This window comes from Mesorhizobium sp. M4B.F.Ca.ET.089.01.1.1 (genome assembly GCF_004022605.1).
Taxonomy (GTDB): domain Bacteria; phylum Pseudomonadota; class Alphaproteobacteria; order Rhizobiales; family Rhizobiaceae; genus Mesorhizobium; species Mesorhizobium abyssinicae.
This window is the reverse complement of record NZ_RZOS01000496.1, coordinates 1-3792: the sequence shown is the minus strand read 5'-3', so window position 1 is coordinate 3792 and position 3792 is coordinate 1. Positions and strand designations below refer to the sequence as shown.

General features: G+C 62.5%; 5 protein-coding genes. 1 reads left to right on the top strand and 4 read right to left on the bottom strand.

The window, feature by feature from the left end; all coding sequences use genetic code 11:
• Positions 1-55 precede the first annotated feature (55 nt).
• The 3 genes from EN780_RS29290 to EN780_RS39030 are packed head-to-tail and all read right to left on the bottom strand — an operon-like array spanning position 56 to position 2082.
• Positions 56-259, bottom strand: a complete 204-nt coding sequence (locus tag EN780_RS29290; protein WP_127285720.1) for a hypothetical protein — start codon at positions 257-259, stop codon at positions 56-58.
• Positions 252-1193, bottom strand: a complete 942-nt coding sequence (locus EN780_RS29285) for a DMT family transporter (protein WP_128276034.1) — start codon at positions 1191-1193, stop codon at positions 252-254. Before EN780_RS29285 ends, EN780_RS29290 begins: the two co-directional genes overlap by 8 nt.
• A 55-nt stretch (positions 1194-1248) precedes the next feature.
• On the bottom strand, positions 1249-2082 hold the full coding sequence (locus tag EN780_RS39030; RefSeq protein WP_187331183.1) for a hypothetical protein: 834 nt from the start codon (positions 2080-2082) through the stop codon (positions 1249-1251).
• 111 nt (positions 2083-2193) lie between these two features.
• Between EN780_RS39030 and EN780_RS29270 the strand changes: the two genes are divergently transcribed.
• Entirely contained in the window at positions 2194-3165 is a 972-nt protein-coding gene (locus tag EN780_RS29270) for a LysR substrate-binding domain-containing protein (RefSeq protein ID WP_127283662.1), read from the top strand.
• Positions 3166-3467: 302 nt separating this feature from the next.
• Here EN780_RS29270 and EN780_RS39025 read toward each other — a convergent pair whose 3' ends face one another.
• Entirely contained in the window at positions 3468-3635 is a 168-nt protein-coding gene (locus EN780_RS39025; RefSeq protein ID WP_189556827.1) for a hypothetical protein, read from the bottom strand.
• Positions 3636-3792: the final 157 nt, after the last annotated feature.

Sequence of the window (3792 nt, the reverse complement as noted above, 5' to 3'; positions counted from 1 at the left end):
ACTCAATACGGGGCGATATTTTCATGGGCGAAGGCAGCCGCGCAATTTAGAAAATCTAATACTTGGAAGCAGCAGACTTGGATAGGCCGGTATCAGCCAAAATTTCGAGAATACGCTTCCAACGGGCACAACGACCGAAATCTTTCTGCTCAATCGCCTTTTCCGCCTTCATCGCGGCATAAAGCGGCGCCTCGGCGCCGAATTCCTTCACCAGCCAATGCGCCTCCTGTCTGGCGCGGCGTTCGTCCTCGTCAAGCATGGTTCCCGGCCTCCGGACCTTCGATGCCCACCGCAATGCAACTGCCGATGACAAGGACGGCGCCGGCGATGGCCGTCATCGTCAGCGTTTCGCCCGACAGCGCCAGAAGGAGCGTCGAGACGATCGGCGTGAGATAGGCGGCAACCGCAACCTTGCCGCCCCGGTCGAGCTTCAGCGCCCGCGACCAGAAGTAGTAGCCGAGCCCCATCGGGCCGGCGCCGAGATAAAGCCCGGCAATGAGATAGGTTCCGGCCTGCCAGGCGACGCCGTCATGCAGGCACCAGGCAAAGGTGAGGACCACGCCGGCCACGGCCGACGGCAGCAGGAACCGGTCCGGCGGGGTGGCCACGCGACCGACGACGATCGAATAGAAGGCCATGCACAGCGCCGAACCGAAGGCGGCGAGATAACCGACAAGATTGCCCTGGAACAACGACTGCTCGCGGCCTCCCGAGATCACCAGCGCCACGCCGACAAAGCCGAGCGCGGCGGTTACGCCGAGCAGCGCGGGGCGACGCGGGCTGTCCAGCACGATCAGCGCGGCCGCCACCATCAGCGGCCAAGTATAGGCGACAAGATTTGCCTCGATGACCGGCATCGAGGCGAAGGCGATGTATTGCAGGACCATGGTGCCGACGAGGCCGATGACGCCGACGGCAAAGGCAGCGAGGTTGGTTGTCTCCCCCTTCTCCCCTTGTGGAAGAAGGTGGATTGGCGCGCGGCGCTTCAGCCTGATCAGCGCAAAGACCAAGGCGGCGCCGGTGAATTGCAGGAATTGCACCAGCGACACCGGATGATTTTCAAGCAGCGACTTGCCGACCAGCGCATTTGTCGACCACAGCGCCACCGCGCCGGCGGCGAAGGCCAGCGCGGCCGCGGGGGCCGCTCCATCCCGGACGACCCGGGATGGGGTCCTGTCTTCCTGCCTGGCCATGACCTGTTCCGAATGCTGGATCAGCGAAGCAAGCCGGTTTCCGCCCATGGCTTCACTACCATGATTCCCTGGCACCGCCGGCGACGGTTTCCGCGGCCGGCTGCGGCGCGGGATGCTCCTCGGCAAAACGGCGATAGGCCGGCAACTGGTTGTTCCAGACGTCGTCGGCAAGCTCATTCACCCATGCACGATCGTGGTCGTTGTCGGCGGCGAGGTAGAACATGCGGTTGTCGTCGACATAGGGCTTTGCGACCGAGCGCTGGTTGAGCACCAGGGTGACGCGCGAGCCGAGCTGGATGGGCGCGGTGCGATGCAGCACGCCGAGGAATTGGCCGAGCGTGGCGTAGTTCATCTTGTGGTCGATGCGCATGATGCGGTTGCGCGGAATCTCGCGTCCGGATTCCAGGATCGCCCGCCCGGTCTCGGAATCATCGCAATAGATCTCCAGATGACCGCCGATCAGCGGATCGCTGATCGACAGCGGGATGAGCTCGGTGACCGGCACGCCGTCGCAGTGCCATTCGACGGCGCCGTCCTTGGGATTCATGAAGGTGACCGTCGAGCCGACGATCGACAGCGGATAGGGCTCGAGCTTGGTGCCCATCATGTCGGAGAGCCGCTCCAGGCGCAGCTTGTCGTTCAGCAGTTCCTTGATCTCGGGAATGTAGCGGTCGGCGCCGGTGATGAAGGTGAGATCCAGATGCTTGTGCACGGCATGGCTGGACTTCAGCTTCAAGGCAGCCTCCTCGATCGCGGCAAGCAGCGCCGGGTCGTAGCCGTGCAGATACTGGGCGACGCCGAAACTCGACACTTTCCAGGCGGTGTCGTGGCCGATGATGGCTTCACGGCTCATCGCACAACGCAGTTCGGGGATGGTGTGGGCGTTCATTCTACTTCTCCAGCGTGGGGGCAACACTTGGTAAACAGTCGATTAATCCGCCCACCCCTGTAAATTTAGGAATGCTGGTGCTACCCTAAGCCCAGCTTAAGGTCGAAAACGGTGCGTCTGCTCAGTCAGGTCAACCTCAATTCGCTGAAAATCGTCGAGAGTGCTGCCCGGCACGGGAACTTCACGCGTGCCGGTGAAGAACAGTTCATCACCGCTTCCGCCGTCAGCCAGCGCGTCAAGAGCCTTGAGGACCAGCTGCGCTTCAAGATTTTCCAGCGCGGCGGCAACGCGGTGTCGCTGACGCCGGAAGGCGAGACCTATGTGTCGCGGGTGCGCGAAGCTCTGGAGCGGATCGTGGCGGCCAGCATGGAAGCGACCGGGCAATCACAGGCGCATGTGCTGAAGATCTCGGTGCTGCCGACCTTCGCGGCGCGCTGGCTGTTTCCGCGCCTGCCGCTGTTCCAGCGGCAATATCCCGATATCGAAATGCGGGTGTCGACCTCGTACGCCACGCATGAGTTCGCGACCTCGGAATACGACCTGGAGATCCGTTACGGCGACGGCAGCTTCCCCGGCCTGCAGGCGGACCTGCTGTTCAAGGAAGATTTGACGCCGGTGTGCAGTCGCAAACTCTTCCACGAGATCCTCGGCGACAAGCCGCTGTCGAAGGTCACGCCGGACGATCTCAGGCATTTCACGCTGCTCCACTCCGACACCTGCACCCAGAATTGGCAGTCGTGGCTGGGCTTTGCCGGGGCGAGCTTCGTGCTCGGCGAGACCAAAAGCATCTATTTCGATTCCTGCATGATGTCCTACGAAGCGGCCAATGCCGGCATGGGTTTTGCCGTCGCCAACCGCGCCTATATGGCCAGCGACATCCGCGCCGAGCGGCTGGTGGCGCCGTTCGCGGTCCACCACCCCAACACCGCTGGCTGGTACTTCGTCAGTCCCGACACCCAGCACGCGGCACGCAAGGTGGTGCTGTTCAAGCAATGGGTGATGGCCGAAGCGGCGATGACCCAGCGCCAGCTGGATCAGGAGATCGAAGGCGTGCCGGTGAAGCGCGTCGCGGCGATGGCTTGAGGCACTCGCACAGGCTTCTTCGATCAAGCCATGTGCCCGATCAGGTACAAATGACGACCTCCCGCCGCAACTCTGGGTTTTTGTTGTAGATTTCACACAATAGGCGGAATTTCCGCCGGATTTCCCCCACTTCCAGCAGTCTTCCCCAACCTGTCCCCCTGACCTAGCGGCAAGACTCAGCTATGATCTTTCTTGCGGCGGGCCTGACTTTCCCGCTTGGCCGGCGCTTTTCAGCTTCCTCCCAAGCAGCGCCGGCCTTCTTCTGTGCAACAGCTGCCAGATTTGCTGAACTGCGCCGTGCGTCACTGTGCCGGCTGCGTTCCCTGCTGGTCACCGCCGCTGGTCGACTTCGGCACCGGGTTCTTGTCGACCTGCGGGTTCTGGTCGACGGGCGCCTTTGTCGGCTGGACGCTGTTGTCGCAGGCGGCGAGCGCGAGCCCCAAGGCTAGCAGCATCGGAAGCTTCATCATGACAACCTCCTCTCGTTCGCCCCTGAGGGCAAACGAGACGATGGCGGTTTGGTTGCACCGCGAGCCAGGTCGGATGAGGCGCCGGCGGAACAAAATGCCCCTCTCCCCGGTTGGTCCGCTGAAGGAGCTTTTGATCATGATCCGTCTGCTGATTGTT

Bases quoted from the DNA above. Each gene is read 5' to 3' on its own strand.
- EN780_RS29290 (WP_127285720.1), bottom strand. From the start codon at position 259: ATGCTTGACGAGGACGAACGCCGCGCCAGACAGGAGGCGCATTGGCTG.
- EN780_RS29285 (WP_128276034.1), bottom strand. From the start codon at position 1,193: ATGGCCAGGCAGGAAGACAGGACCCCATCCCGGGTCGTCCGGGATGGA.
- EN780_RS39030 (WP_187331183.1), bottom strand. From the start codon at position 2,082: ATGAACGCCCACACCATCCCCGAACTGCGTTGTGCGATGAGCCGTGAA.
- EN780_RS39025 (WP_189556827.1), bottom strand. From the start codon at position 3,635: ATGATGAAGCTTCCGATGCTGCTAGCCTTGGGGCTCGCGCTCGCCGCC.